The following is a 26,368-nucleotide window of genomic DNA, read 5'->3' as shown; positions in this document are numbered from 1 at the left end:
GAAGCGGACCGAAGCCCGCATAGGCTCGAACGGTGACCTTCGAGCCCCTCGCCTTCCCCGCCGACGCCTCCGGATGGACCGCCTTCGCGACCGATCGTCCGGCCGAGGCCCTCGCGCGTGTGCACGACATCGATGCCCGCCTGAAGAGCGAGCCCGCGCTGTCGATCCAGGATCGCCTCGAGCTGTGGAACGACGCCGACATCGCGCTCAGGGGCGCGCTCAGCGAGGCGTACGTCGTGAGCGAGGCACACTCCGACGCCGCCGTGCGCGAGATCGCCGAGGGTCAGGTGCAGCGGATCGAATCGCTGTCGGCGGCTCGGCTGCTCGACCGCGAGCTGTGGGATGCGTTCGCGGAGTCCTCGACCGAGGGTCTCGACGCCGATCAGGCACGCCTTCTCGCCCACCTGCTGCGCGATTTCCGGCGCGGCGGCGTGCAGCTGGCGGATGCCGACCGCGAGCGGGTGCGCGAGCTCGCCGACCGCGACACCGAGCTGTCGCTGACCTTCTCCCGCAACGTCCGCGACGGACGCCGCGAGGTCACCGTGCCGGCGGCGGGGCTCGCGGGGCTGCCGCAGGACTTCATCGACGCGCATCCGGTGGACGAGCATGGCGACGTCACCCTCTCGACCGACTACCCCGACCTGATGCCGGTGCGCGAGTACGCGAAGGATCGCGCGACGCGGGTGGCGATCATCGCCGCGTACAACGACATGGCCTGGCCCGACAACGAGCCGGTGCTGGCCGAGCTCCTCGCAGTGCGGGCCGAGCGCGCCGCGCTCCTGGGCTATGAGGACTGGGCGGACTACGAGACCGAGACCCGGATGATCGGCTCGGGTGCCGAGATTCGCGCCTTCCTCGCGCGGCTGGACGAGGCATCCGCCCCCGCCGCCGAAGCGGAGTACCCGCTGCTCCTCGAAAGGCTGCGGCGCGACGTCCCCGATGCCGAGAGCGTCACCATCGCGGACTTCTGGCACGTGCTCTCGACGCTCAAGAGCGAGGAGTACGACGTCGACGCGCAGCTGGTGCGTTCGTACTTCCCGTTCGAGCGAGTCGTGAGCGGCGTGCTCGACGTGACCGGGCGCCTGCTGGACGTCGGATACGAGCCGGTCGATGTGCCGACGTGGCACGCGGACGTGCGCTCGTACGACGTCGTGCGCGACGGCGCGCGCATCGGGCGCATCCACCTCGACCTTCACCCGCGCGACGGCAAGTTCAGCCATGCCGCGTGCTTCCCGCTCGCGCCGGGAGTCACCGGCCGGGTCATGCCCGAGGCCGCGCTGCTGTGCAACTTCTCGCGGGGCCTGCTCGAGCACGACGAGGTCGTGACGTTCTTCCACGAGTTCGGGCACCTGGTGCACGACATTCTCGGCGGAGCCCAGCGCTTCGCAAGCTTCTCGGGGGTGGCGACCGAGTGGGACTTCGTCGAGGCGCCCAGCCAGCTCCTCGAGGAGTGGGCGTGGGATGCCGACGTGCTCGCGTCGTTCACCGCCAACGCCGAGGGCGAGCCGATCCCGGCCGATCTCGTCGCCCGCATGCGCACCGCCGATGCGTTCGGGCGGGCGCTGGAGGTGCGCCGCCAGCTCGGGCACGCGAACGTCTCGTACCATCTGCACGTCGATCGACCGGCCGACCTGCAGGCCGAGACCGAGCGACTCTACGCCACGTCCAGCCCGGTGCAGCCGCTGCCCGGCCTGCACCCGTACGCGGGGTTCGGGCACCTCACCGGCTACGGCGCCTGCTATTACACGTACCAGTGGAGCCTCGTGATCGCGCGCGATCTGCTCACCGGGTTCTCGAACGGACTCATGGACCCCCAGGCGGCGAGCCGGTACCGCACCGAGGTGCTCGAACGCGGCGGATCGCGCGACGCGACCGAGCTCGTCGAGGCTTTCCTGGGGCGTCCGACGGCATTCGCGGCGTATCGGGAGTGGCTCGCGGGCGAGTGACGCCTTCCCCGCAGCGTCCCTGATCCCGCCGCCGGAGTGCCCGTGCCGGGCGGCCGCGCGTGCGTCCCCGCGCCGGGGCGTTCGCGCGTTTCGCAGACACATGTCGGGCGGGTATTGTTCCACCTACCCGACCCGCAGTCACCCTGCGACGCAACCCCCCGGTGTCGTCGAGGGCGTCGCGTTCCGTGAGTCCCGCAGCAGGCGTCCACCCCCTCCGCTGGTGCGAGATGCGCACGGTCGTGCCGCCTCTGTCCCCGTCATCGCCGACACCGCGATCCGAAGAAGCGGAGACACCCGATGTCCGAATCCACCGTTCCTGCAGACTCCAGCGGCAGCGAAGAGGCGACGCCGTTCGACAGCCTGATCGCAGACGCCGCGACCGCCTTCGGCGCAGCCTTCACGACATCCTTCCGCGGCTACGACAAGGATGAGGTGGACGCCGCGATCTCCGGCCTCAGCTCGCGCATGCGGGCGACCGACGACGAGGTGCTGCAGCTCAAGCAGCACCAGCGCCGCGCCGGCGCCGCCGTCGCGCAGAGCCGCGCGAAGGCCGATCGCCTGGAGGCCGAACTCGAAGCGGTGAAGGCGCAGCGCACCACGACCGTCGACGATGCCGCCGCCGAAGGCCGCGCGGAGATCGAACGCCTCACGGACCAGCTCGCCGCCGCCGACGCGAAGCACCAGGACGACATCGCGCGGCTGCGGGCCGAGGTGTCGGCCGCGCGGGCGCAGGACGGCGACGTCGTGCAGCGCCTCGAGATCGAACTCGCCGCCGCCCGCGTGCAGGTGGCGAACGCCGAGCAGCAGGTGCAGGCGCTGAGCGAAGAACTCGTCGCCACGCCCGACGAGACGCCGAACCGTCATCAGTTCGAAGAGATCCTGCGGGTCGCCGAAGAGCAGGCGAGCGTGCTGATCCGCAACGCCAGCGTGCAGGGCGATCGGCTGCTCGAAGCCGCTCGCGCAGAGAACGCGAACCGCCGCACCGCTGCCGTCGCTGAAGCAGAGGCGATCCTCGCTCACGCCCACCACGATTCGCAGCAGGCGCGTCTCAAGATCGACACCGAGCTGACCGCCCACCAGGCGACCCTCGAGCGCGAGGCCGCCCACGCCGCCGAGAAGGTCGCCCAGGCCGAGCGCGAGGCCACGGCGATCCGTTCCGAGGCGGAGAAGGGTGCGGCGGCGCTGCGCTCGATGGTGGCCCGCGAGACCGAGCGCGACCGCTCCGAAGCCGAAGAGGCGGTGCGCGAGCTGCGCGTGCGGGCGCTCGAGTTCGAAGAGAGCCTGACCCGTCGGCAGGACGACGCGCACCAGGAGTTCCTCGTGCTGCACACCCAGGCCGTCGCCCACGCGGAGCGCATCACGCAGGACGCGAACGAGCAGGTCGCAGCCTCGCTCGACCACGCCCAGCGGGTGTCGTCCAAGGCGGAGGACTTCGAGCGACTCCAGCGCGCGCAGGCCCAGCAGATCGATGCAGATGCCAGGCTCCGCGCTCGCGAGCACCTCGATCAGGCGCGGGTGAAGGCGCAGAAGATCATGGACCTCGTCACGTCGCACTCGCAGACCGTGCTGCGCGACGCCGAGGACCGCACCCGACAGCTCCGCTGGCAGCAGCACCAGCTCACGAGCTTCATGTCAGAGGTGAAGGAGCTCATCCGTCCCGAGGGTCCGCTCAGTGCGGTGCACCCCGCGGCGCGCGAGCAGACGACGGATGCCGACGCCCCGTCGACGGGGGATGTCACGATCGAGCCGGGGGTGGAGGCACCCGCCGCGGAGGCCGCTGCCGACGACGACGTGTCGGCAGACGACGTCGACGCCGAACTGGCGCAGCTGGTCGAGCAGAACGCGTCGGCCCAGAACGCCGAGGTTGAGAGCGAGGCCGAGGCCGGCGGGGACCGGACGGAGGCTGACGGCGCCGGCGCCGAGGACTCGTCCGACGACGACCTCGAGCGCGCCGAGTCCTGACTCCATTCGGAGTGCCTCCGGCCGGGTGCCGGCGCGCGGCCGCGCGCTGCGCGCGTACGCGGAGCCCGCTACGCGGCCGAGGTCTCGCGCGCGATCGCGGCCAGGAACGCGTCGATATCGTTCTCGGAGGTGTCGAAACTGCACATCCAGCGCACTTCGTTCTTCGCGGCATCCCAGTCGTAGAACCTGAAGGACGTGCGGAGGCGGTCCGCGACGCCGTCGGGCAGCGTCGCGAAGACGCCGTTCGCCTGCGTCCGCTGGGTGAATTCCACTCCGTGGATCGACCCGGCGGCGATGCCCGCCTCGATGCCCGCGCGCAGCCGCTGCGCCATGGCGTTGGAATGCGACGCGTTGCGCAGCCACAGGTCGCCTTCGAGGAGCGCCACGAGCTGCGCGGAGACGAACCGCATCTTCGAGGCGAGCTGCATGTCGAGCTTGCGGAGGTAGGTCAGCCCCGTCGACGCCTCGGGGTTCAGCACGACGATGGCCTCGCCCAGCATCGCGCCGTTCTTGGTGCCGCCGAAGCTCAGCACGTCGACACCGGCGTCGCGCGTGAATGCGCGCAGCGGCAGGCCGAGCGACGCCGCGGCATTCGAGATGCGCGCACCGTCCATGTGCAGGTGCATGCCCAGGCCGTGGGCGTGCTCGGCGATCGCTCGCACCTCGTCGACCGAGTACAGCGTGCCGAGCTCGGTCGACTGCGTGATCGACACGACGAGCGGCTGCGCGCGGTGCTCGTCACCCCAGCCCCAGGCCTCGCGGTCGATCAGCTCAGGGGTGAGCTTGCCGTCGTCGGTGGGGACGCCCAGGATCTTGATGCCGCCGACCCGCTCGGGAGCCCCGCCCTCGTCGACGTTGATGTGCGCCGTGCTCGCGGCGATCACCGCGCCCCAGCGGGGCAGCATCGACTGGAGTCCGACGACGTTGGCTCCGGTTCCGTTGAAGACCGGGAACGCCTCGGCGCCTTCGCCGAAGTGACGCGCGAAGACCTGCTGCAGCCGCCCGGTGTAGTCGTCCTCGCCGTAGGCGACCTGGTGGCCCTCGTTGGCGGCGGCGATGGCCGCGAGCACCTCGGGGTGGATGCCGGAGTAGTTGTCGGAGGCGAAACCGCGCAGGTTCGGGTCGTGGATCGTGGTCACGGTTGTCCAATCTAGCTGTGACGGGCAGCCGCCTGGCTTTTCACAGGCTCGGGTCGGTGAGTTCGACGATGGTGTCGTTCACGGCCTCGGCGTCGCTCGCCCAGAGGTCCGCGAACCGCTGGGCGAGCGAGTCCTCGAGTCCTGAGAGAGCCGTGACCCGGAAGACGACGGATGCCGCGGCCAGCGGCTTCCCGCCATCCCGGGCATCCTTCGCGAAGCCCTGCGCCACGGCGCGCGCCCAGGCCTCGGTCGCGGCCTTCACGGCCGCGTAGTTCGCACCGCCGGCGAGCGGACGGGCGACCGAGGTCGATGAGACGACCGCGAGGCGCCCGGCATCGGAGGCCCGGAGATCGGCATCGAACGCGCGAGTGACGTGGCGCAGCGCCGTGAGCGACCGTTCGAGGAAGCGGTAGTCCTCGTCGGTCTGGCCCGCCAGTCCGCCTCCGCCGCGCCATCCGCCGACCAGGTGCAGGATGCCGTCGACCGGCCCGTCTGCCGCGTGCACGCGTGCGACGAGCTCGGCGACATCGGCTTCGTCGGTGAGATCGCACACCTCCGTGCGGAGCGAGCCCGGTCCGGCGGCCGGTCGGAGGGCCTCCGCGAGCTCGTCGAGCTTCGCGGCGTCCCTCCCGACGGCGACCACCCGGGCCCCGGCCGAAACCAGGACCCGGGAGGCCGCGAGCCCCGATGGGCTGGTCGCGCCGGCGATGAGCACGAGTCTGTCTGCCACGCTCATAGCCTCTCCCGGCGTCCGGCGTACATGATCTGGCCGAGCGCACACGCTGCCCCCGCGCACGAGAGGTGGTCTCGGCGAGAGCACATGAAATCGACCGCTCGTGCTCGGCGGGAGAGGACGATCACCCGCTCACCCGTCACGACCCGTGATGCCCGCGGTCGATTCGACGACGGGCTTCATCTTCTTCTCGAGCGCCTCGAAGAACATCGACAGCGGGAACTCGTCGTCCATCACGGCATCGGTGTAGCCCTTCGGCACCCCGGCGAGGATCTCGTCCGGCAGCCCCCGTGCCCATGCCGATGCCGGATTCGGGGCGACGGTGCCGCGAACGAGGTCGTACGCCGCGAGCCAGTGTGCCGTCTTCGGCCGGTCGATCGAGCGCCAGTACAGCTCGTCGATCGCATCGCCGAGGGCCACGACGGCGGCCGGCACACCGGCCCAGTCGAAGGTCAGCCGGGTGTCGGTCCAGTGCAGCACCCCGCGCTGGTGCAGCCACGCGAAGAGCAGTTGCCCGCCGAGTCCGTCGTAGTTGCGCACGCGCGAGCCGGTGATCGAGAACCGGAAGATCCGGTCGAAGATCACCGCGTACTGCACGAGCACGGCGTGCTCGAGCATCTCCGCCTCGGCGGCCGGGAGCGGTTCGACGGGCTCTCCGCCCGCAAAGGCCCCGGCGCGGGTGGACAGCCTGGTCTGGATCGCGACGCACTCGCGGAACGCCGTGAGATCGCATCGCAGTTCCTCCAGCGAATACAGGAAGTACGGCATCCGCTGCTTGATCATGAACGGGTCGAACGGCAGATCGCCGCGCATGTGGGTGCGGTCGTGGATGATGTCCCACATCACGAACGTCTTCTCGGTGAGCGCCTGGTCATCGAGCATGCGCAGCGCGTCTGCGGGCAGGTCGAGCTTCGTGATCCCGGCCGCCGCCCGAGTGACTCGGCGGTAGCGCGCCGCCTCGCGATCCTGGAAGATCGCACCCCACGTGAACGTCGGGATCTCGCGCATCGCGACCGTCTCGGGAAACAGCACCGCCGAGTTCGTGTCGTAGCCGGGGGTGAAGTCGACGAGTCGCAGAGACACGAAGAGCTTGTTCGTGTACTCGACTTCGAGCTGCGCGATGAATTCGGGCCAGATGGTCTCGACGATGAGGGCTTCGACGAAACGGTTCGTCGAGCCGTTCTGCGTGTACATCGGAAAGACGACGAGATGACGGATGCCGTCGACCCGGTGCTGCTGCGGCTGGAACGCGACGAGCGAGTCGAGGAAGTCCGGAACGCCGAAACCCTCGGCGGCCCAGCGCTCGAAGTCTCGGACGGATGCCGCAAGGTACTCGGCATCGTGCGGGAACCATGGTGTGAGCGCCCGGATCGAGTCGACGATCGTCGCCACGAACGTTCGCGCCGCTTCCCGATCGGACGCGTCCGGCACCGAGCCGTCCTTGATCTGGATGCGCTGGAGGGCTGTCGCGGCCTCTTTGAGGTCGAGCCATGCGCCGGTGTTCTCGACCGCCGGAGCAAAGCCGTCCTCGACGACCTCGGGTTCGCCGACGATGACCTTCGTGCGGGCGAAGGGGCTGATGGGCATGGTGAACCTCCGATCTCGGTCGCGTGAGTAGGATTCTACGGGAGAAATTCCGGTGATTCACCACAAGAGCAGCAAGCATTCCTGTGAGGGGTGACCGGACCGGTAGTCTCGGAGCATGGCTGCACCCGACGAGACCACCGCGCCCGGGCGGCTGGACGACCCGATCGATGTCGGAATCGTGCGCGAGGTCTCGCTCAACGCCCGCGCGACGCTCGCCGATCTCTCCGCAGCGGTCGGACTGTCGGTCTCGGCCGTGCAGTCGCGGCTGCGCCGGCTCGAAGCACGCGGTGTCATCACCGGGTACCGCGCGGCGGTCGACGCCGAGGCGGTGGGCAAGCCGCTGTCGGCCTTCATCGAGATCACGCCGCTCGACCCCGCTCAACCCGACAACGCACCCGAGATGCTGGAGCACCTCGCCGAGATCGAGGCCTGCCATTCCATCGCCGGCGACGCGAGCTACATGCTCTTCGTGCGGGTCGAATCGCCGCGGCACCTCGAGTCGCTGATCCGCGACATCCGCTCCGCCGCCTCGGTCAACACGCGCACGACCATCGTGCTGCAGACGTTCTACGAGAACCGCCCGGTCCTGCCGGCGTGATGTGAGGCGTAGCCTCGGGCCCATGCCCCCCTCGTCCGCGCCGTCCGAATTCGTGCGCGGCAGAGGAGTGCTGATCATCCGCAACGCAGCCTCGGGCACGGCCGTGGTGCGGGCCGACCCCGCCGACACCTTTGCGACGCGGCTGCCCGAGGCGGTCGTGCAGGAGCTCGCCGAGGATGAGGATCTCGCCGATGCGGTCCTCTCGGCGATGGCGTCGGATGCCCCGCCCGTCGTCCTGGGCGTATACGGCGGCGACGGATCGGTGTCGCGCATGGCAGCCCTCGCACGGCAGTACGGGCGCCCCCTCCTGGTCATGCCGGGCGGGACCTTCAACCACTTCGCGCGCTCGGCGGGCATCGCCGACGTCGACACCGCGATCGATGCGCTGGAACGCGGCACGACGGTCGCGGTGAGCGCCATCGAGGCGCGGGCAGGCGAGCGTGGAGCGATCCTCGCGCTCAACGCCGTCTCGCTGGGCGCGTACCCCGAGCTGATCGATGAGCGCGATCGCCGCCGCGCAAGCCTCGGCAAATGGCTCGGCGGGATCGTCGCCGCCTGGCGGGCGCTGCGCACCGCGGAGCCGCTCACGATCGTGCGCAACGGCCGGCGGGCGCACGTGTGGTCGGTGTTCGTCGGGATCGGCCGCAACGACCCCGATCGCGTCGCGACCATGCAGCGCGAAACGCTCGTCGAGCCGACGCTCGACGTCCGCATCCACCACGCGCGCGGCTCACGGCTGCGTGCGGTCGCGTCGCTCGCTTTCGGCAAGCGCACGGCGGCCGTCTTGCGCGCGCTCGGGCTGATGCCGCCCCGGTTGGACGTCGAGCGGCTGGTCGTGGGGGAGTTCGAGCTGACCGTGCGGCCCGGCGAGGGGCATCCGTCGGTCTACGTCCACGACGGCGAGCTCGAGGAGCAGCCGCCCGCGGGATTCACTCTTCGCTGCGTCGCGATCCCCCGCGCGGTGGAGGTCTTCGCGCCGCCCCCCGGCAGCACGAAAGGGTAGACCTCCGCACGCGGTGCCGCGGAGATCCACCCTCTCGCGTTCAGTCGTGCTGCGGGAAGCCCAGGTTCAGCCCGCCGTGCGACGGGTCGAGCCAGCGCGAGGTCACGGCCTTCTCGGCGGTGAAGAACTCGAAGCCGTGCGGGCCGTAGGCCTTCGCGTCGCCGAACAGCGACGCCTTCCAGCCCCCGAAGGAGTGGTAGGCGACCGGCACCGGGATCGGCACGTTGATGCCGATCATGCCGACCTGCGCCTCACGCTGGAAGCGCCGCGCGGCGCCGCCGTCGTTCGTGAAGATCGCGGTGCCGTTGCCGTAGCGGCTGGAGTTGATGATGCCGAGCCCGTCCTCGTAGCCCTCGACCCGCACGACCGAGAGCACCGGGCCGAAGATCTCGTCCTGGTACACCGTCGAGGTGGTCGGAACCTTGTCGATGAGCGTGGGTCCGAGCCAGAAGCCGTTCGGGTCGCCGTCCACGTCGATCCCTCGCCCGTCGACGACCACCGCGGCGCCATCGGCTGACGCGACATCGATGTACGACGTCACCTTGTCGCGGTGCTGTCCGGTGATGAGCGGCCCCATGTCGCAGCCGCGCATGCCGTCGCCGGTGCGCAGGGTCGCCATGCGCTCCGACACCTTCTGCACGAACTCGTCGGCGATCGTGTCGACCGCGAGCACGACCGAGATCGCCATGCAGCGCTCGCCCGCCGAGCCGAAGCCCGCGTTGACCGCGGCATCCGCGGCGAGGTCGAGGTCGGCATCCGGAAGCACCAGCATGTGGTTCTTCGCACCGCCCAGCGCCTGCACGCGCTTGCCGTTGCGGGTCGCCGTCTCGTACACGTAGTGCGCGATCGGGGTCGAGCCGACGAACGAGATCGCCCGCACGTCGGGGTGCTCCAGCAGTGCGTCGACCGCCTCTTTGTCGCCGTGCACGACGTTGAGCACGCCGTCGGGCAGGCCGGCCTCGGTCAACAGCGCCGCGAGCCAGTTCGCGGCGGTCGGATCCTTCTCGCTGGGCTTGAGGATCACCGCATTGCCCGCCGCCAACGCGATCGAGAAGAACCACAGCGGCACCATCGCCGGGAAGTTGAACGGGCTGATGATGCCCACGACGCCCAAGGGCTGGCGGAGCGTGTACACATCGATGCCGGTCGAGACGTTCTCGGAGTACGCGCCCTTGGTCAGGTGGCCCAGTCCGCACGCGAACTCGACGACCTCCATGCCGCGCGCGATCTCGCCGTGCGCATCGGCGAGCACCTTGCCGTGCTCCGAGGTGAGGATCTCTGCGAGCTCGCCCTTGCGCGCGTTGAGCAGCTCGCGGAAGGCGAACAGCACGGTCTGGCGCTTCGCGATCGACGCGTCGCGCCACGCCGCCGCCGCCGCGGACGCGACATCGACCGCGGCGCCGACATCGGCCGCAGATGCGAAGCGCACGTGCTTCTGCACGGTGCCCAGGGCCGGGTTGAAGACCTGGCCGGTGCGATCGGATGCCCCGGCCCAAGGGGCGCCGTTCACCCAGTGATCCAGGACCGCGGTCTCGGCCCCCGCGGTCTGCGGGGCCAGGGTCGTGGTGTCAGTCATCGTGTTCCTCCTTCGGAAGCGCTCCTTGTGAGGGCGCGTGCACGCGTCAGAAGAGGTCGTCTTCGACGCTCGTCAGACTCTCATGGTAGATCGACATCGCCTGGGCCACCTCGTCGTCGGTGACGACGCACGGCGGTACGACGTGGATGCGGTTGTCGGCGGTGAAGGGAATCAGCCCGCGGGAGACGAGCTCCTTCTTCAGCCGCCCGATCACGGGTGCCCCGACGGGCTCGCGCGTGTCGCGGTCCGCGACGAGTTCCAGCGCCCAGAACACGCCCTCCCCGCGCACCTCGCCGATGAGCGGATGCCGCTCGGCGAGCTCCGCGAGGCCCGGGCCGATCGCCTCGGCGCCCACCCGACGGGCGTTGTCGACGATGCCCTCGGACTGCATGGCGTCCAGCGCCGCGACGATGGATGCCGCCGCCAGCGGATGACCGGAGTACGTGAGGCCACCGGGGAAGACGCGGTCGTCGAACGTGGCCGAGATCGGGTCGGAGATGATCACGCCGCCGACGGGGACGTACCCGGAGTTCACGCCCTTCGCGAACGTGATCAGGTCGGGCACGACGCCGTGGCCGTCGAACGCGAACCAGCGGCCGGTGCGGCCGAAGCCGGCCATCACCTCGTCGAGGATGAGCAGGATGTCGTATCTGTCGGCGAGAGCGCGCACGCCCGCGAGGTACCCGGGCGGCGGCACGAGGATCCCCGCGGTGCCCGGGATCGACTCGAGCAGGATCGCGGCGATCGTCGACGGACCTTCGGACTGGATGACCCGCTCGAGATGCTGCAGTGCTCGCGCCGACTCCTCTTCGGGCGAGGTCGCCCAGAACTCGGTGCGGTACAGGTAGGGCCCGAAGAAGTGGGCGTGTCCGCGGGCGTACTGGTTCGGCATCCGTCGCCAGTCGCCGGTCGCGACGATCGCCGCGCCCGTGTTGCCGTGATACGAGCGGTAGGTGGAGAGGATCGTGTCTCTGCCCGTGTGAAGGCGGGCCATGCGGATCGCGTTCTCGATCGCATCGGCGCCGCCGTTGGTGAAGAAGACCTTCGAGAACCCCGCCGGCGCCTTGTCGAGGATGCGTACGGCCGCCTCGCCCCGGGTGAGGTTCGCGGTCGCGGGTCCGATGGTCGCGAGCGTCTCGGCCTGATCGCGGATCGCTGCGACGACAGCCGGATGCTGGTGCCCGATGTTGACGTTCACCAGCTGACTCGAGAAGTCGAGGAAGCGGGTGCCGGCGTGGTCCCACACGGTGGTGCCCGACCCGCCGGCGATCGGCATGAGGTCGAGCCCGGCCTGTGCAGACCAGGAGTGGAAGACGTGCGCGCGGTCGAGTTCCCGGGCGCGGGCGTCGAGGTCTTCGGTCATGTGGGTCCTCCGGCGTGTGACGAGTCGTCTGGTGCAACGTTCGTCGCTGGACGACCCGAGGTCAAGCGAGGAATGCGGTCAGGAGGTCCCCGCCCGGGGAACGCCCCGGGGCGCATGTTCCACCGTGGGGCGGGAGAATCCCGCCCCACGGTGACGAATCCGCCCCGGGGCATCCGTCCGCCGCCCCGGGGCATCCGTCCGCCGCCCCGGGGCATCCGTCGGCCCGGGGCATCCGTCGGTCCGGGGCATCCGTCGGTCCGGGTGGGAGCGCCCCGGGGCGGATCTCCCACGGTGGGGCGGGAAGATCCCGCCCCACCGTGACGAATGCGCCCCGGGACGATTCGTCGCCGTGGCGCCCCGGGGCGGATGTCGCACGGTTGCGCCCCGGGGCGTATTCTTCACGAGAGCTTGAGCGCCGCCGGGCCCCCGAAGCGGGCTACTGGCCGCCCTCGGTGAGCGTCACGTCGATCGGCGTGTACTCGCCGCCGACCACGATGCCCTCTTCTTCGAGCTCGGCGAGCGCCTGCTGGATGTACTCGTTCGAGTACGCCGATTCGGCAGGCTCCGTCGTGATGAGCTCGAGGCCGTCCTGGTTGACGGCAGACAGGGCGCCCTCGACGGTCTTGTTCCACGCCCCTTCGTCGATGAGGCCGAAGTCCGCACCCGTCCAGATGAGCTTGTTGACCTCGTTCATCTGCCACAGCTGGTGCGTGGGGCCGACCGGGAAGGCCGCCTCGGCGTTGGAGGCGATGTCGTAGACGATCGTCGCGGCCTCTTCGGGATTGTCGCGCGCGAAGATCCAGCCCTTCGTGACCGCCTTGAGGAAGCGCACTGCTGCGTCGGCGTAGGCCGGATCGTCTGCGAGGCGCTGGGTGTCGGCCCAGATCGCATCCTGCAGCATCGCGCCCTCGGTCTCTTCGTACGAGATGACGTCGAAGTCCTCGGGCTGGTAGAGCTCGCCGGTCTCGGGGTTGACGACCTCGAGGATCTGCGCCCACTCGTTGTACGTCATCGCCTGGGCGGCGTCGACGTCGCGGTCGAGCAGGGCGTTCATGCTGAAGTCCTGCGTCGTGATCGACACGGTGCCGGCGTCGAGGTCCTCGGCGGCCATCGCCGCGAAGATCTCCCACTCGTTGCCGAAGCCCCACGACCCGATGCGCTTGCCCTCGAAGTCGGCGACCGACTCGATGCCGTCGCCCTTCCACGAGACCTGCAGGGTGCCGGACTCCTGGAAGACCTGCGCGATGTCGGTCAGCTCGACCCCCGATGCCTCGAGGGTGCCGAGCACCTTGGGGACCCACGCGATCGCGAAGTCGGCGTCTCCGGCGACAAGAGCGTCTTGCGGCACGATGTCGCCGCCGGACGGCACGATCTCGACCTCGTCGAAACCCTCCTCCTCGAAGTAGCCCTGATCGAGGGCGACGTAGTAGCCCGCGAACTGCGCCTGAGGCAGCCACTGAAGCTGCAGCGTGATCGAGGAGAGCGGCTCGAAGTCCTCGCCGCCGCCGTCGGAGGTGTCGGGATCAGCCGATCCGGAGCATCCTGCGAGCGCGAGGGCCGCAACGGTGGCGACGGAGGCCGCGGCCAGGCCGCGTCTGGTGCTGTGTCTCATTGGCGTTCCTTTCGTGTGGTGCGTCGGGTACTGCGAGTGCCGGTCAGACCGGCCGCCGCCTCGTCGCCAGCCGCTCGAGCAGCGAGGTCGCGAGGAAGAACACGAGGCCGATCAGGATGCCGCCCACCACGTACGCCCAGGCGAGCGCGGCGCGGCCGGACTTGGCGTAGGTCGCGATCGCGGTGCCGATCCCGTCGGCGGGACCGCCGAAGTACTCTGCGACGAGCGCGGCGATGACGGCGAGCGAGCTGGCGATGCGCAGGCCCGTGAGCAGGTGGGGGAGCGCGGTCGGCATCGTCAGGATGCGGAAGGTCTGCATGCTGGACGCGCCGGATGCCCGCATCAGGTCGCGATGCACCGGCCGGGTCTGGCGCAGCCCCCGCAGCACGTTGACGAACACCGGGATGAACGCGGCGATGGTGGCGACCGCCTGCCGGCCGAACTGGCTCGATGCGCCGAACATCGTGTTGAGGATGGGGGTGATCGCCACGATCGGGATCACCGCCAGCGCTGAGATCAGGGGAGCCAGCATCCCGTCGATCGGCCGGGCGGCCGCAGCGAGTCCGGCGAACAGCACCGCCAGGATCGAGCCGGCGACGAGCCCGACGAGCGCGTTGGTCGCCGTGATCGCCATGTCCTCGGCGATGATCGGCCACCGCAGCACGAATTCCTCGGCGATCGCGACAGGGCTGGGCAGCATGCGGGGAGCGGTGCCGAGCACGTCGACCCAGAAGATCCACGCCGCGATGATCAGCACGCCGACCACGACCGGGGCGACGAAGCGCAGCCAGCCGGGCAGCTCCTTCTCGGCGCCGGCCGGCGGCGCGCTGCCGGCCGCGCCGGGCGGCGGCAGGATCGTCGTGACGGAGTCGGTCATCTCTCGTTCGCCCTCTCGATGCGCGTGCCGTGGAGGGCTTCGCGGACGGCGGTCACCCGGTCGAAGTACTCGGGCGACTCGCGCAGCGCGTCGTCGCGCGCATCGGGAAGACCGGTGACGATCACGTCGGTGATGCGACCGGGGCGCGGGCTCATCACCACGACCCGGTCCGAGAGGAACACCGCCTCGGGGATCGAGTGCGTGACGAACACGACGGCCGCGCCCGTCTCGGCGGCGATGCGGGTCAGCTCGGACTGCAGGTACTCTCGGGTCATCTCATCCAGCGCGCCGAACGGCTCGTCCATCAGCAGCAGCCGGGGGCGGGCAGCGAGCGCCCGGGCGATCGCGACGCGCTGCTGCATGCCTCCCGACAGCTGATCGGGATAGCGATCGATGAAGTCGGTCAGGCCGACGAGTTCGGCAAGCTCCGCGACGCGGGCGGTGCGCGCGGCCTTGCCCGTGCCGTGCAGCTCGAGCGGCAGGCCGATGTTCGCGGCGACCGTGCGCCAGGGGAGCAGGCCCGCCTGCTGGAACGCGATGCCGTAGTCCTGGTCGATGCGGGCGCGCTTGGCGGGCTTTCCGAAGATCTCGAGTGTGCCGGTCGTCGCCGGGTCGAGGTCGGCGATGAGGCGCAGCAGCGTCGACTTGCCGCAGCCCGAGGGCCCGATGAGCGACACGAATTCTCCGGCGGCCACCTCGAGTTCGACATCGGTGAGCGCGACGACCTCGCCGGTGTTCGTGGGGAAGACTTTCCCGACTCCGGATGCGTGGACGGCAAGGTCCGTCATGCGGCGGCCTCTCCTCTGCGGTAGTTGGCGAGACCGAGGCCGATGAGAGCGACGGAGCCTGCGGCGATGAGCCCGAGGGCGATCGAGCCGAACGTGGGACCCCACGGTGCGGCGGGGTCGCTCGACGCCTGGCCGGCGAGCTGGATGAGCATGCGGCCGATTCCGCCGCGCATGCCGATCGAGACTTCGGCGACCACGGCGCCGAGGACCGCATTCGCCGCGGCCAGTCGCAGCGCGGGCAGCAGATGCGGCACGGCGGCCGGCAGGCGCAGTCGCAGCAGCGTCGGCCAGTAGCCCGCCGCGTAGCTGTGCATGAGGTCGAGGTGGATGCGGTCGGGTGACGCCAGCCCGCGCAGGACTCCGATGGCGACCGGGAAGAACGCGAGATAGGAGGCGATGACGGCGACGGACAGCCACTGCGGCCACGTGCCGCCGCCGCGGTCGATCTGGTTGCCGATCGCGTTGACGACCGGTGCGAACGCGATGAGCGGCACGATCTGACTCACCACGATCCAGGGGAGCAGGCCCCACTCGACCAGGCGCCATCGCTGCATCGCGAGGCCCAGCAACGCTCCGACCGCGACGCCGATGAGCCAGCCGACGGCCGCGATGCCGAGGGTGACGAGTGCGGCGCTCGCGACCGCGACCCACAGCGGCGGGGTGCTGCCGCCGCTCGTGGGCTCGAACAGACGCGCCACCATGTCCCAGATGTGCGGCATGGCCCGGTCGTGCGTGCGGGGAAGGATCATGACGCCCGACCCGGACTCGCCCGCGACCGCGCCGATGACGAAGCCCTCGGCGGGGCCGAGGAACTTGTACAGCTCCCAGAGCACCAGCACCGCGAGCACGCCGATCGCACCCCAGCCTGCCGCGATCCAGCCTCGCAGCTCGCTCTGTCGCCGCGCCGACCAGCGCGCGGGCCTCATGTCCGCCCCGTCATCTGCATGCCGTCATGTCTTGGCCGCCACGTGGGCCGAGAGCGCCGGGATCACCGTCTCGCCGTAGACCCGCATCGTCTCTTCCTTGTTGTCGTGCTGGAGGTAGCCGGCGAACTGCGTCACCCCGAGCGCACGGAGCTGTTCGAGCTTCGCGATGTGCTCGTCGGCGGTGCCGAGGATGCAGAAGCGGTCGACGATCTCGTCGGGCACGAAGTCGACGTGGTCGTTGTCGGATTTGCCGTGCGTGTTGTAGTCGTATCCCGTGCGCCCGGCGATGTACTCCGTGAGCGCGTCGGGGACCGGACCGTGCACCCCGTACTTCGCGACGATGTCGGCGACGTGGTTTCCCACCATCCCGCCGAACCAGCGGCACTGCTCGCGCATGTGCTCCCAGTCGTCCCCGATGTACATCGGGGCGGCGACGCAGAACGCGATCGATTCGGGGTCGCGTCCGGCCGCCGCCGCGGCATCCTTCACCGTCTTGATCATCCACGCGGCGATGTCGACGTCGGCGAGCTGCAGGATGAAGCCGTCGCCCACCTCGCCGGTGAGCTTCAGGGCGAGCGGACCGTATGCGGCCACCCACACCTCGAGTTCGGAGCCGCGACTCCACGGGAACTGCAGCGTCGCGCCCTTGTACTCGACGGGGCGCGAGTTCGCGAGCTCGCGGATGACGTGGATCGACTCGCGCAGCTCGCCCATCGAGACCGGCTTGCCGTTGGTGACCCGCACCGCCGAGTCGCCGCGGCCGATGCCGCAGATCGTGCGGTTGCCGTACATCTCGTTGAGGGTGGCGAAGACGGATGCCGTGACCGTCCAGTCCCGTGTCGCGGGGTTGGTGACGAACGGCCCGACGGTGATGCGCTTGGTCTCGGCCAGGATCGCCGAGTGGATGACGTAGGGCTCCTGCCAGAGCAGGTGCGAGTCGAAGGTCCACACGTGGCTGAAGCCGTGCGCCTCGGCGAGCTTCGCGAGCTGCACGGTGCGCGCCGCCGGTGGATTGGTCTGGAGGACGACTCCGAAGTCCATGATCTGATCCCTTTCGGTCCTGAGCCTGTCGAAGGGTCAGATGAGGTACTGCGAGAGGCCGCGCTTGAGGTAGTGGCCGTCGCCCTTGGAGCCGAGGTACTTCCCCCCGTCGACGACGACCTTGCCCCGCGAGATCACGGTGTCGACGTGCCCGTCGATCTCGTACCCCTCCCAGGCGGAGTGATCCATGTTCATGTGGTGCGTCGCCGCCGAGATGCTGGTGTGACCGTGCGGGTCGTAGACGACGACGTCGCCGTCGGCGCCGGGCTGGATCACGCCCTTGCGGCCGTAGAGGCCGAACATCCGCGCCGGGGTGGTCGAGGTGAGCTCCACCCACCGCTCGAGGGTGATCTTGCCCGTCACGACGCCCTGGTACATGAGGTCCATGCGGTGCTCGACCGAGCCGATGCCGTTCGGAATGGCTCGGAAGTCGTCGAGGCCGAGGTCCTTCTGCCCCTTCATGCAGAACGGGCAGTGGTCGGTCGAGACCATCTGGATGTCGTTGGTGCGAAGCGCCTGCCACATGTGGTGCTGATGGCCGTCCTTCGAGCTGCGCAACGGCGTCGAGCACACCCACTTGGCGCCCTCGAACTGGCCCCACTCCTCGCTGAATCCGCCGAGCTGCTCCTCGAGCGACAGGTAGAGGTACTGCGGGCACGTCTCGCCGAAGACGTTCCAGCCCTGGTCGCGCGCCCAGGCGATCTGGTCCACCGCCTGCTTGGCGCTCACGTGCACCGTGTACAGCGGTGCGCCGGTGAGGTTGGCGAGCATGATCGCGCGATGCGTCGCCTCCTCCTCCATCTGCCAGGCGCGCGCGATGCCGTGGTAGTACGGCGCCTTCTTGCCGGCCTCGGCGAGCTGCGCGGCGAGCACGTCGATCGCGGGCCCGTTCTCGGCGTGCATCATCGTGAGCAGGCCGGTCTCGGCCGACACCTGCATGGCCTTCAGCACCTGCGCGTCGTCGGAGTAGAAGACGCCCGGGTAGGCCATGAAGAGCTTGAAGCTGGAGATCCCCTCGTCGAGGAGTCCCCGCATCGCGGCGAGCGAGTCGTCATCGACGCCGCCGACGATCTGGTGGAAGCCGTAGTCGATCGCGCAGTTGCCGCGCGCCTTCTCGTGCCAGGCGGCGAGGCCATCCTGCACGCGCTCGCCGTACCGCTGCACGGCGAAGTCGATGATCGAGGTCGTGCCGCCCCAGGCGGCGGCGCGGGTTCCGGTCTCGAACGTGTCGGACGCACTGGTGCCCCCGAAGGGCAGCTCCATGTGGGTGTGCGCGTCGATGCCGCCCGGGATGACGTACTTGCCGGTGGCGTCGATGACGGTATCGACGGATGCCGCGACATCCGTCCCGAGAAGCTCGGAGCCCGGCGCCAGCACGGCGACGATCCGCTCGCCGTCGATGAGGACGTCCGCGTCGCCGCGGCCGGTCGCCGAGACGACGGTGCCGCCCGTGATCAGTGTGGTGCTCATGGCAGGGCGATCTCCCGGTAGGTGTCGGGGCGACGGTCGCGGTAGAACTGCCAGTCGTCGCGCATCTGCTGGACCATGTCCATGTCGAGGTCGCGCACGAGCAGTTCCTCGTGTTCGCCCGATCCGCGTTCGCCGACGAAGTTGCCGCGCGGATCGATCACGTTGCTGGTGCCGTAGAAGTTCACCGCTTCGTCGCCGTACTCGTTGTCCTCGCGCCCGACGCGGTTGGGCTGGAGCACGAAATAGCCATTGGCGACGGCGGCCGCCGGGCCCTCGACCTCCCAGAGCCGGTTGGAGAGCCCGGGCTTGGTCGCGTTCGGGTTGAACACGATGTGCGCACCGTTCAGGCCGTACTCGCGCCATCCCTCGGGGAAGTGCCGGTCGTAGCAGATGTACATCCCGACCTTGCCGACGGCGGAGTCGAAGACGGGATAGCCGAGGTTGCCCGGGCGGAAGTAGAACTTCTCCCAGAACTTCTCCACGTGGGGGATGTGGTTCTTGCGGTACTTGCCGAGCACCGTGCCATCGGCATCCACCAGCACCGCGGTGTTGTAGTAGACGCCGGTCTGATCCTCTTCGTAGATCGGCAGCACCATGACGATGCCGAGCTCCTTCGCGACCGACCGGAACCGCTGCACGATCGGGCCGTCCGCGGGCTCCGCATAGCGGTAGTACTTCTTGTCCTGCGTGATCCCGAAGTAGGGCCCGTAGAAGAGCTCCTGGAAGCACATCACCTGCGCCCCGTCCGCTGCGGCATCTCGTGCGAAGCCCTCGTGCTTGTCGAGCATCGAGGCCTTGTCTCCCGTCCAGGTCGTCTGCGAGATCGCTGCGCGTACGGTCGTCATCGTGTCTCCATCCATCTGTCGGATCGTCCCTCGGGCGGGACCGACGGGGTGGGATCGAAGGAGCAGCCCCGCTCCCTGATCCTGTCGATACGACGTTTCCCGTCGGTTTCGGCCTGTGACGCGACAGTAAAGCCTGGCGACGGTGCGGGGCAATGGCCGCTCCCGCACGCCGGAGGGCAGAGGCGGCGAATACACCGCAGGACGGATGCCGCAGCGCAGGGTTACATCGCAGGACGGATGCCGCCTTCCGCGGTCTCGCGTACCGTGAAACGGTGTTCCGCCGGCTCAGACTCCACCAGATCGTCATCGACGTGGTGCTCGCCGGCGCGTTCTTCCTCGTCGCCGCCCCCGTCGAGCTGATCACGATCGCGGGCACGACATCCGAGGCGGCGGTCGGCGTTTCGGGTACACAGCTCGCCTCCGTCGTCATCGTGGTGCTGTTCAGCGGCGCGCTCGCGGTGCGCCGGCTCTCGCCCGCGCTGGCGCTCGGGCTCGCCTGGGCGGCGGCGCTGCTGCAGGTCGGGCTCGGCAGGCCGCCGAGTCTTGCCGACGTCGCGATCTTCGCCGTGCTGTACGCCACCGCCGCCTACGGCTCGGCGCGGGTCTACTGGGCCGGGTTCGGCTCGGCGCTGGGGGGTGCGCTCGTCATCACGGTCTACCTCATGGCCGGTCCGGTGTTCGCCGGCGGCGGGCTCTCGTGGCAGACCCTTCCTCTCGCGCTCGTCATGCTCGTCGCCGCGGTGTTCGCGCTCGGGCTGTCGTGGACGGTCGGCGCTCTCGTGCGCAGCGCGGTTCGGGCGAGGGAGAACCGCGCGGCCCAGGAGCGCGCCGAATCCGAGGCGGCGGCCGAGCAGGAGCGGGTGCGGATCGCGCGGGACATGCACGATGTCGTGGCGCACTCGCTCGCGGTCGTGATCGCGCAGGCCGACGGCGCGCGCTATGCGCTGGCAGCCGCGCAGACCGCAGGCCCGGCGTCCCCCGCCGATCCCGCGCTCGCCGCGACGGCGCTCGGGACGATCTCGACCACGGCGCGTTCGGCGCTCGCCGACGTGCGTCTGCTGCTGACGCAGTTGCGCCATAGTCAGGCTGCCGGTCCGCAGCCGACGATCGCCGATCTCGAAGGGCTGTACGCGCAGGTGCGCGCCGCCGGTGTGCAGCTGCGGGTCGACGTCGACCCGGTGCCGCCGGGCGAGCCGCCGGCAGCCGTGCAGCTCGCCGTCTACCGGATCCTCCAGGAGGCCCTCACCAACGCCCTGCGCCACGGCGAGGCGGGCCGCCCGGTCGATGTGCGCCTGTCGTGGCACCCCGACCGCGTCGACGTGTCGGTGCGCAACCCGCTCCCCGTCGCTGGCCCGCGGCACCCTGCGGGCGCGGTACAGCCCGAGCCGCGCATCACCACGGGTGAGCAGAGCGGGCAGTCGCAGGGCGGGCATCCGCAGGGCGGGGCCCCGCAGAGGGGGCACGGGCTCATCGGGATGCGCGAGCGCGCGCAGCTCGTCGGCGGCCGGCTCGAGGCGGGCGCCGAGCCGGACGCCGGCACCGGCGGCTCGTTCATCGTCCGGGCCACCCTCCCCATCGGAGGCCTGCGGTGACGGCTGAGCGGAGAGAATCGGTCAGAGCGTCGAGCATTCAGGAGAGACGACGATGAACAGAGCTGTGCGGCCCCATGGCGCGGCGTTCTTCCTGAATCCTCGAAACCGATCGGAGGAGACCCCGTGATCCGCGTCGCGCTCGTCGACGACCAGGCGCTGTTTCGCGCCGGCATCCGCATGCTCGTCGACTCGCAGCCCGATCTCGAGGTCGTGGCCGAGGCATCCGATGGTCTCGAGGCGCTCGCCGTCGTGCGCGCGACCCGGCCCGACGTGGTGCTCATGGACATCCGCATGCCCGTCATGGACGGCCTCGCCGCGACCGCGGAGCTGCTCACCGATGCCCAGCCGCCGCGCATCGTGATGCTCACCACCTTCGATCTCGACGAAGCCGCCGCCCGCGCGATCCGGCAGGGCGCCAGCGGATTCCTGCTCAAGGACGCCGACCCCGAGTTCCTGCTCGCCGCGATCCGCACCGTGCACGCGGGGTCGGCCGTGATCGCGGCATCCGCCACCCGTGAGCTGTTCGAGAGATTCGCGGATGCCGCGCCTCGGCCCGTCCCGCCGGCCTACGACGCTCTGACCGAGCGCGAGCGGGAGATCTTCGCGCTCGCCGCGCGGGGGCTCTCCAACGCCGAGATCGCAGCGCGCGAGTTCCTGTCGGAGGCGACGGTGAAGACGCACATCAGCCGCATTCTCGCGAAGCTGGGCCTGCGCGACCGCGTGCAGCTCGTCGTCTTCGCCTTCGAGCATGGGCTGGCGTAGGCGCCGTTCGCATCGAACCAGGGGATTCTGCTCGAACCCGAGGACGATGCCCCAGGGTTCGGCGAGAATCCCCGGTCTCACCAGGCGACGTGCGCCGCGGTGGCGCGCGCGGCGCTCAGCCGCCTTCGAGCGCAGCGCGGTGGCGGGCGTACGTGCGTCGTCCGACGAACCGCCATGCCAGCCGTGCCGGGGCGGGCATGTGCTTGTGGAGCCACTCGTCTCCGCCATCGGGCTGCGAGGCCAGGATCTCGCCCAGCTGCTGCCAGGTCTGCCCCTTCGGGATCGAGCGGCGCCCGTGCTCGGCGTACCACTTCACCTCGGCCTCGGTGATCGTGTACTCCATCACCGGGACGATGTTCGTCTCCTCGTCGGGCAGATGCACCGCGATCGCCGCGTTCACCCCGTCGAGCGCGGCCAGGACGGGTGCGGCATCCGTCGCCTTCGCCGTCGCCCGCCAGGCGGGCAGTGCGAGATCCAAGGCGGTCAGGTGCACGAGCAGCTCGGCGTGCTGGGCCTTCATCCGCGCGACATGCTCCCCGCACGACGGCGCACGCTCGTCGAGAGCATCCCACAGTCGCTCGTCCTCGCCCTCGTGGTGGGCGTGGAGTCCGAGCGACATCGTCTCGAGCTGCGTCGCGACGGCATGGGCGTGCGGGATGTCGCCTTCGGCCACCAGCCGGACGAGCAGCGGACCCTCACCGAAACCGCGCCGGAAGAGGCGATGGATCTCGACCATCCCGCTCGCATCGCAGGTCTTCGGACCCGACCGCGGCGGCTCGCCGCTCGAGGGCAGGGGCGTGGCGGACATGGCGACTCCTCGTCTTCGTGGGTCTGTCGAGACGATAGTCCCGCCGGGCTCCGGCCGGAAGGGATCATCCTCGCGATGTAGACGGATGCCTCTCCCGGCCGACGCGGACAGGACGGGCCGATCCATAGCGTCGATGGCATGGAGATCTCATCGACCGACTTGGGCCTCGCCGCCCGGGTGCAGCAGCTCACCAAGACCTACGGAACCGGGGAGAGCACGGTGCGGGCGCTCGATGGCGTCAGCGTCGGCATCCGCCGTGGCGAGTTCACCGCGATCATGGGGCCGTCGGGGTCGGGCAAGTCCACGCTCATGCACATCATGGCGGGCCTCGACGCGCCGACGGGCGGGCGGGCGTGGATCGGCGACACCGACATCACGGAACTGTCCGACCTCGAGCTCACGATCCTGCGTCGCCGACGCGTGGGCTTCGTGTTCCAGGCCTTCAATCTGGTGCCCACCCTCGACGCGATCGGCAACATCCTGCTCCCGTTCGACCTCGACGGCCGCCGTCCGTCCGCACTGGAGCGTTCGCGCATCGACGGGCTCGTCGACACCCTCGGACTGGCGTCGCGCATCGGTCACCGGCCCCACCAGCTGTCGGGCGGGCAGCAGCAGCGCGTCGCGATCGCGCGCGCCCTCGCCACCGCTCCCGATCTCGTGTTCGCCGACGAGCCCACGGGCAATCTCGATTCGCGCAGCGGGCGCGAGGTGCTGGGTCTTCTCGCGGCGGCCAGCCGCGACCACGGTCAGTCCATCGCCATGGTCACGCACGACCCCGTCGCCGCCTCTCACGCCGACCGCGTGCTCTTCCTCGGTGACGGACGGATCGTCGCCGACAAGCCCCGGCAGAGTCCCGAGGAGATCTCGGCGTACATGCTCGCCTCCGAGCTGGGCGCGGGCGGACCGGGCGCCTCCGAGCCGGGTGCCTCCGAGCCGGCAGGCGCCGTGGTGGGAGCGACCTCATGAGCGCCGAGCCATCGACGACACGAACGGCCTCGCCGCAGCAGGGCTCCCGGATCGCTGCCCCGCGGCACGGTGCGGGCGGCGGAGCCGTGGACCGACAGCTCGCCGCGGGGGAGCGCCGCCCCGACTCGGCTGTCGCCGCGGGAGTGCAGCGCGTGCCCTCGCGACGTGCGTGGCTCCGGGAGCGCGGGATGGGGGCGAGCATCCTCGTGGCGGCGATCTCGAGCGCCTTCGGCGCGCTGCTGCTGAGCGCCACCGGCTTCATCGCGGCGCTGCTGCGTGCGGATCCGTACATCGGCGAGAGCGAGCTGCTCGCCGCGGTGCTCGCGATCATGAGCTTCCTGCTGGTCGGCGTGGCCGTATACGTCGCCTCGATCGTCACGGCGAACACCTTCGCCACCGTAGTGGCCGGGCGTACTCGGCGCATCGCGCTCCTGCGGCTGATCGGCGCCTCGGCGCGGTCGCAGCGCGCCGAGATCGCGCGCCAGGGCCTCATCGTCGGAGTGATCGGAGCGGTGCTGGGACTCGTCGCCGGAACCCTCGCGGCCGGAGCAGGCGTCGCGCTCGCCGCGCAGCTGCTCGGAATCGAGGGCGTGGAGTACGCCGTCGTCCAGCCGGTGCTCCTGGTGCCGGCCGCGGTCGTCGCGCTCACCACGTGGGCCGCGGCCTGGGCGGGCTCTCGGCGCGTGCTGACGGTCACACCGCTGCAGGCGCTCGGCGGCTCGGTCGAAGCGCCCCACGACGCCTTCTCCCGGCGCGGCGTGCGCAACGGGGGTGCGATCGCGCTCTTCGCCACCGGCGGAGCGCTGCTCGCGGGTGGGATCGGCCTCGGACTCGTGTCGCCCCTGGGCGTGATCGTCGCGTTCTTCGGCGGCATCCTGTCGTTCACCGGGCTGGCGCTCGGCGCGACACTGGTCATGCCGCCGGTGCTGCGGCTCGTCGGGCGGATGTTCGGCCGCTCGGCGACGGCGCGCCTGGCCGCCGAGAACGCCCTGCGCTATCCCGAGCGATCCAGTCGCATGGCGATCGGAGTGGTGATGGGCGTCACCCTGGTGACGATGTTCGCCGTGGCGCTCGAGACGGTGAAAGCCGTCTTCGCGGCCTCGGCCGACGGCCCGCTGCCGGCGGACCTGACGACCCTGATGGACACCTTCGCCGGAATCATGATGGGTCTCGTGGCGGTGTCTGCGGTGATCGCCGCCGTCGGCCTCGTGAACCTGCTCACGATCGGCGTGGTGCAGCGGCGTCGCGAGCTGGGGCTGCTGCGCGCGCTCGGCGTCTCGACCGGCCAGGTGCGGCGCATGGTGCTGCTCGAGGCGGCGCACATCACGATCACCGCGACCGTGACCGGGCTCGTGCTCGGCGTCGTCTACGGCTGGGCGGGGGCGCAGTCGCTGCTCGGAGCCGTGCCCGTGCCGCCGGCGTTCTCGGCGCCGACCCTCGTCGCACCGGCCGTGCCGTGGGTCCCGGTGGCGATCATCGTGGTGGCGACGGCGGTGCTGACCCTGATCGCGGCCGTGGTGCCGACCCGCCTCGCGACGCGCGTCGCACCGGTCGAGGCGCTCGCCGACTGACAGACGAGCGGATGCCGCCGCGCAGGCTTCGCGCGGCGGCATCCGCTCGTCGTGGTGGGCGTGGACGGCCCGACCGGTGGCGGGTTCCGCGAGGGAGGTGCAGGCTGAAGGCATGCAGATCGAGATCGTGGAGCACGAGCCCCCCTATCGCGTCGGCGTCATCATCGGGAGCCTGTCGCGCGAGTCCATCAACCGGCGTCTGGCGACGGCGCTGGAGCGCGTCGCACCGCCCGAGTTCGAGTTCTTCGAGATCTCGTACGCCGACCTGCCGCTGTACGACCGCGACCTCGACGCGGACTACCCGCAGACGGCCCTCGACTTCAAGGCGGCGGTGCGCTCGGCCGACGCGGTGCTGTTCGTCACGCCCGAGTACAACCGCTCGATCCCGGGTGCTCTGAAGAACGCGATCGACTGGGGCAGCCGTCCGTGGGGCCAGAACGCGTGGTCCGACAAGCCGACGGCCGTCATCGGCGCCTCACCCGGTCAGATCGGGACGGCGGTCGGCCAGCAGTCGCTGCGCGCGACCCTGAGCTTCCTCAACGCGCGGCAGATGACGACGCCCGAGGCCTACATCCACTTCACGCCGGGACTGATCGAGGCCGACGGCGAGGTCACGGTCCCGGCGACCGAGGGGTTCCTGCGGACCTTCATGGCGAAGTTCCTGGAGTACACCGCGCGCGTGCTCACCGTCATCCCCCGGCCGTGACGCGCGGCTCCGTGCGCACGAGGCGGATCTCACGCGCGTCGCCGAGCTGTTCGTCGACCTTCGTGGTGCCGTCGGCCACGAAGCCGTTGCGCTCGTAGAACGCGCGGGCGCGCGGGTTGTCCTCGAGCATCCACAGCGACGCCGGCCCGTCGCCCACTGAGGCGCTGAGCAGCAGCTGCCCCGCGCCCGTGCCGTGATGCGCCTGCACGACGTTGATCGCGTACAACTCGGCATCGGTCGGTCTGTCGGCATCGCGGGAGTCGCCCGCCCAGGCGAAGCCGATGACGACACCGGCCCGCTCGGCGACCCAGATCGTCTGCGGACCCAGCGCACTCTCACCCGCGATCAGGCGCCGCAGCGCCGCCGCCCGCTCTGCGACCGGGCGCCCTTTCACGATCGGGGCGGGCAGTTTGTCCGTATACGTCTCGCGCCAGACCTGCACATGCACCCGCGCGATCGCGGGAGCGTCGTCGACCGTCGCGATCCGGACGACCACG

23 protein-coding genes are annotated in these 26,368 nt (G+C 70.4%); 9 read left to right on the top strand and 14 right to left on the bottom strand.

Annotation, left to right across the window (positions count from 1 at the left end):
- Positions 1-32 precede the first annotated feature (32 nt).
- Both KEC57_RS15875 and KEC57_RS15870 read left to right on the top strand, forming a co-directional pair.
- Positions 33-1,946 (top strand): M3 family metallopeptidase, encoded by a 1,914-nt coding sequence (locus KEC57_RS15875; protein WP_229385664.1) that lies wholly within the window; start codon positions 33-35, stop codon positions 1,944-1,946.
- A gap of 297 nt (positions 1,947-2,243) precedes the next feature.
- Positions 2,244-3,908 carry a coiled-coil domain-containing protein gene (locus tag KEC57_RS15870; protein ID WP_229385663.1) on the top strand — a complete coding sequence of 555 codons (1,665 nt, stop codon included), beginning with the start codon at positions 2,244-2,246 and terminating at the stop codon, positions 3,906-3,908.
- A gap of 68 nt (positions 3,909-3,976) precedes the next feature.
- On the opposite strand, the gene KEC57_RS15865 is transcribed toward KEC57_RS15870, so the two are convergent.
- From KEC57_RS15865 to KEC57_RS15855, 3 genes are all read right to left on the bottom strand, one after another.
- On the bottom strand, positions 3,977-5,047 hold the full coding sequence (locus KEC57_RS15865) for a threonine aldolase family protein (RefSeq protein WP_229385662.1): 1,071 nt from the start codon (positions 5,045-5,047) through the stop codon (positions 3,977-3,979).
- A gap of 40 nt (positions 5,048-5,087) precedes the next feature.
- On the bottom strand, positions 5,088-5,783 hold the full coding sequence (locus KEC57_RS15860) for an SDR family oxidoreductase (RefSeq protein WP_229385661.1): 696 nt from the start codon (positions 5,781-5,783) through the stop codon (positions 5,088-5,090).
- 129 nt (positions 5,784-5,912) lie between these two features.
- Positions 5,913-7,367, bottom strand: coding sequence for a DUF6421 family protein (locus tag KEC57_RS15855; RefSeq protein WP_229385660.1), 1,455 nt, complete (start codon positions 7,365-7,367; stop codon positions 5,913-5,915).
- 151 nt (positions 7,368-7,518) lie between these two features.
- On the opposite strand from KEC57_RS15855, the gene KEC57_RS15850 reads away from it, so the two are divergent.
- Both KEC57_RS15850 and KEC57_RS15845 read left to right on the top strand, forming a co-directional pair.
- On the top strand, positions 7,519-7,965 hold the full coding sequence (locus KEC57_RS15850; protein WP_276573324.1) for an Lrp/AsnC family transcriptional regulator: 447 nt from the start codon (positions 7,519-7,521) through the stop codon (positions 7,963-7,965).
- Between the two features lie 22 nt (positions 7,966-7,987).
- Positions 7,988-8,968, top strand: coding sequence for a diacylglycerol/lipid kinase family protein (locus tag KEC57_RS15845; RefSeq protein WP_229385658.1), 981 nt, complete (start codon positions 7,988-7,990; stop codon positions 8,966-8,968).
- Between the two features lie 40 nt (positions 8,969-9,008).
- Here KEC57_RS15845 and KEC57_RS15840 read toward each other — a convergent pair whose 3' ends face one another.
- From KEC57_RS15840 to KEC57_RS15800, 9 genes are all read right to left on the bottom strand, one after another.
- Complete coding sequence (locus KEC57_RS15840) at positions 9,009-10,544, bottom strand: CoA-acylating methylmalonate-semialdehyde dehydrogenase (protein ID WP_229385657.1); 1,536 nt, start codon at positions 10,542-10,544, stop codon at positions 9,009-9,011.
- 46 nt (positions 10,545-10,590) lie between these two features.
- The gene (locus KEC57_RS15835) at positions 10,591-11,907 is read right to left on the bottom strand and encodes an aspartate aminotransferase family protein (protein ID WP_229385656.1); all 1,317 of its coding nucleotides are present in this window, start codon (positions 11,905-11,907) and stop codon (positions 10,591-10,593) included.
- A 436-nt stretch (positions 11,908-12,343) separates the two neighbouring features.
- Positions 12,344-13,519, bottom strand: coding sequence for an ABC transporter substrate-binding protein (locus tag KEC57_RS15830; protein ID WP_229385655.1), 1,176 nt, complete (start codon positions 13,517-13,519; stop codon positions 12,344-12,346).
- Between the two features lie 43 nt (positions 13,520-13,562).
- Positions 13,563-14,396, bottom strand: coding sequence for an ABC transporter permease (locus tag KEC57_RS15825; protein WP_229385654.1), 834 nt, complete (start codon positions 14,394-14,396; stop codon positions 13,563-13,565).
- Positions 14,393-15,184, bottom strand: coding sequence for an ABC transporter ATP-binding protein (locus KEC57_RS15820; protein WP_229385653.1), 792 nt, complete (start codon positions 15,182-15,184; stop codon positions 14,393-14,395). Before KEC57_RS15820 ends, KEC57_RS15825 begins: the two co-directional genes overlap by 4 nt.
- Entirely contained in the window at positions 15,181-16,110 is a 930-nt protein-coding gene (locus KEC57_RS15815) for an ABC transporter permease (protein WP_229385652.1), read from the bottom strand. Before KEC57_RS15815 ends, KEC57_RS15820 begins: the two co-directional genes overlap by 4 nt.
- Positions 16,111-16,134: 24 nt before the next feature.
- A complete protein-coding gene (locus KEC57_RS15810) occupies positions 16,135-17,151 on the bottom strand; it encodes a TIGR03842 family LLM class F420-dependent oxidoreductase (RefSeq protein ID WP_229385651.1) in 1,017 nt (338 codons plus the stop codon).
- Between the two features lie 36 nt (positions 17,152-17,187).
- A complete protein-coding gene (hydA, locus tag KEC57_RS15805; RefSeq protein WP_229385650.1) occupies positions 17,188-18,621 on the bottom strand; it encodes a dihydropyrimidinase in 1,434 nt (477 codons plus the stop codon).
- Complete coding sequence (locus tag KEC57_RS15800) at positions 18,618-19,466, bottom strand: nitrilase-related carbon-nitrogen hydrolase (protein ID WP_229385649.1); 849 nt, start codon at positions 19,464-19,466, stop codon at positions 18,618-18,620. Before KEC57_RS15800 ends, hydA begins: the two co-directional genes overlap by 4 nt.
- Positions 19,467-19,738: 272 nt before the next feature.
- On the opposite strand from KEC57_RS15800, the gene KEC57_RS15795 reads away from it, so the two are divergent.
- A complete protein-coding gene (locus KEC57_RS15795) occupies positions 19,739-21,058 on the top strand; it encodes a sensor histidine kinase (RefSeq protein WP_229385648.1) in 1,320 nt (439 codons plus the stop codon).
- A 123-nt stretch (positions 21,059-21,181) separates the two neighbouring features.
- On the top strand, positions 21,182-21,820 hold the full coding sequence (locus KEC57_RS15790) for a response regulator (protein ID WP_308187611.1): 639 nt from the start codon (positions 21,182-21,184) through the stop codon (positions 21,818-21,820).
- A 115-nt stretch (positions 21,821-21,935) separates the two neighbouring features.
- Here the strand turns inward: KEC57_RS15790 and KEC57_RS15785 are convergent, their stop codons facing one another.
- On the bottom strand, positions 21,936-22,628 hold the full coding sequence (locus tag KEC57_RS15785) for a hemerythrin domain-containing protein (RefSeq protein ID WP_229385647.1): 693 nt from the start codon (positions 22,626-22,628) through the stop codon (positions 21,936-21,938).
- Positions 22,629-22,766: 138 nt separating this feature from the next.
- On the opposite strand from KEC57_RS15785, the gene KEC57_RS15780 reads away from it, so the two are divergent.
- The 3 genes from KEC57_RS15780 to KEC57_RS15770 all read left to right on the top strand — a co-directional run bounded on the left by KEC57_RS15780 (position 22,767) and on the right by KEC57_RS15770 (position 25,871).
- Positions 22,767-23,594: an ABC transporter ATP-binding protein gene (locus KEC57_RS15780; protein ID WP_229385646.1), complete on the top strand. Its 828-nt coding sequence runs from the start codon at positions 22,767-22,769 to the stop codon at positions 23,592-23,594.
- A gap of 188 nt (positions 23,595-23,782) precedes the next feature.
- A complete protein-coding gene (locus KEC57_RS15775) occupies positions 23,783-25,165 on the top strand; it encodes an ABC transporter permease (protein ID WP_229385754.1) in 1,383 nt (460 codons plus the stop codon).
- 112 nt (positions 25,166-25,277) lie between these two features.
- Positions 25,278-25,871 (top strand): NADPH-dependent FMN reductase, encoded by a 594-nt coding sequence (locus KEC57_RS15770; protein ID WP_229385645.1) that lies wholly within the window; start codon positions 25,278-25,280, stop codon positions 25,869-25,871.
- Here KEC57_RS15770 and KEC57_RS15765 read toward each other — a convergent pair.
- A complete protein-coding gene (locus KEC57_RS15765; protein WP_229385644.1) occupies positions 25,855-26,367 on the bottom strand; it encodes a GNAT family N-acetyltransferase in 513 nt (170 codons plus the stop codon). The genes KEC57_RS15770 and KEC57_RS15765 overlap by 17 nt on opposite strands.
- Position 26,368 lies beyond the last annotated feature (1 nt).

Source organism: Microbacterium allomyrinae, assembly GCF_020682705.1.
Taxonomy (GTDB): Bacteria; Actinomycetota; Actinomycetes; order Actinomycetales; family Microbacteriaceae; genus Microbacterium; species Microbacterium allomyrinae.
The sequence above is the reverse complement of the archived record's forward strand: the minus strand, read 5'-3'. Positions and strand labels throughout refer to the sequence as shown.